This is a genomic window from Acidovorax delafieldii 2AN, assembly GCF_000175235.1.
GTDB lineage: Bacteria > Pseudomonadota > Gammaproteobacteria > Burkholderiales > Burkholderiaceae_C > Acidovorax > Acidovorax delafieldii_B.
In genome coordinates this window covers 1-946 of record NZ_ACQT01000561.1, presented here as the reverse complement: position 1 = coordinate 946, position 946 = coordinate 1, and the positions used below count along the sequence as shown (strand labels likewise).

1 protein-coding gene is annotated in these 946 nt (G+C 70.5%); it reads right to left on the bottom strand.

All coding sequences use genetic code 11. From position 1 onward, the window contains the following. Window positions 1-19: 19 nt before the first annotated feature. Window positions 20-946: methyl-accepting chemotaxis protein (locus ACDELDRAFT_RS23030; RefSeq protein ID WP_005801673.1), on the bottom strand; the 927-nt coding region annotated here is incomplete at its 5' end.

Genomic DNA, 946 nt, shown 5'->3' with positions numbered 1-946 from the left:
GGGCGGCGCTGGCGGCGCCTCAGCGGATGCGGAACACTTCCACCGACCGCGAAAGGGCCGCCGAACTGCCCTTCAAGGCCTCGGCCGCAGCGGCCGTCTGCTCCACCAGGGCGGCGTTCTGCTGGGTGACGCTTTCGAGCTGCACCACGGCTTCGTTCACCTGGCCGATGCCGATCGACTGCTCGGCCGTGGCCTCGCTGATCTGGCGCACCAGTTCGCTCACGTGCGACACGGAGGAAACCACCTCGGCGATCGTCTCGCCAGCCGCGTCCATCTGGCGCGACCCGTCGGTGACCTGCGCCACCGAGGCACCGATCAACGCACGGATCTCCTTGGCCGCGCCGGCACTGCGCTGGGCCAGTGCCCGCACCTCGCCAGCCACCACGGCGAAGCCGCGGCCCTGCTCTCCGGCGCGCGCGGCTTCCACCGCGGCGTTGAGCGCCAGCAGATTGGTCTGAAAGGCAATGCCCTCGATCACCGAGACAATTTCGCCCACCTTGCGCGACGACTGCTCGATGTCGTGCATGGCCTGCCCCACCTGTTGCACCGCCTGCCCGCCGTGCCGCGCCACCTCGGCGCTCTGGATGCTGTCGCGCGCCACCGTGCCGGCTGTGTCGGCCGTGTGCTGCACGGTGCTGGACAACTCTTCCATCGCCGCCGCCGTCTGCTGCAGGTTGCCCGCCTGCGCCTCGGTGCGCTGGTACAGGTCGCGCCCGCCTTGGGCGATTTCCTCGGCCGAGCGCAGAAAGCCCGCGATCTCGGTGCGCACATCGCCCACCACCGCACGCAGGTTGACCTGGATCTGCTGCAGGCCGCGCGCCAGCGGAGCCATTGACGCAGCGTACTGCGCACTGTCCAGGTTGGTGGCCAGGTTGCAGCCGGCAATGTCGCCCGCGAACCGCTCGACCGCGCGCATGCCGCCCGCGATGCGCCCCTGGAACCAGGC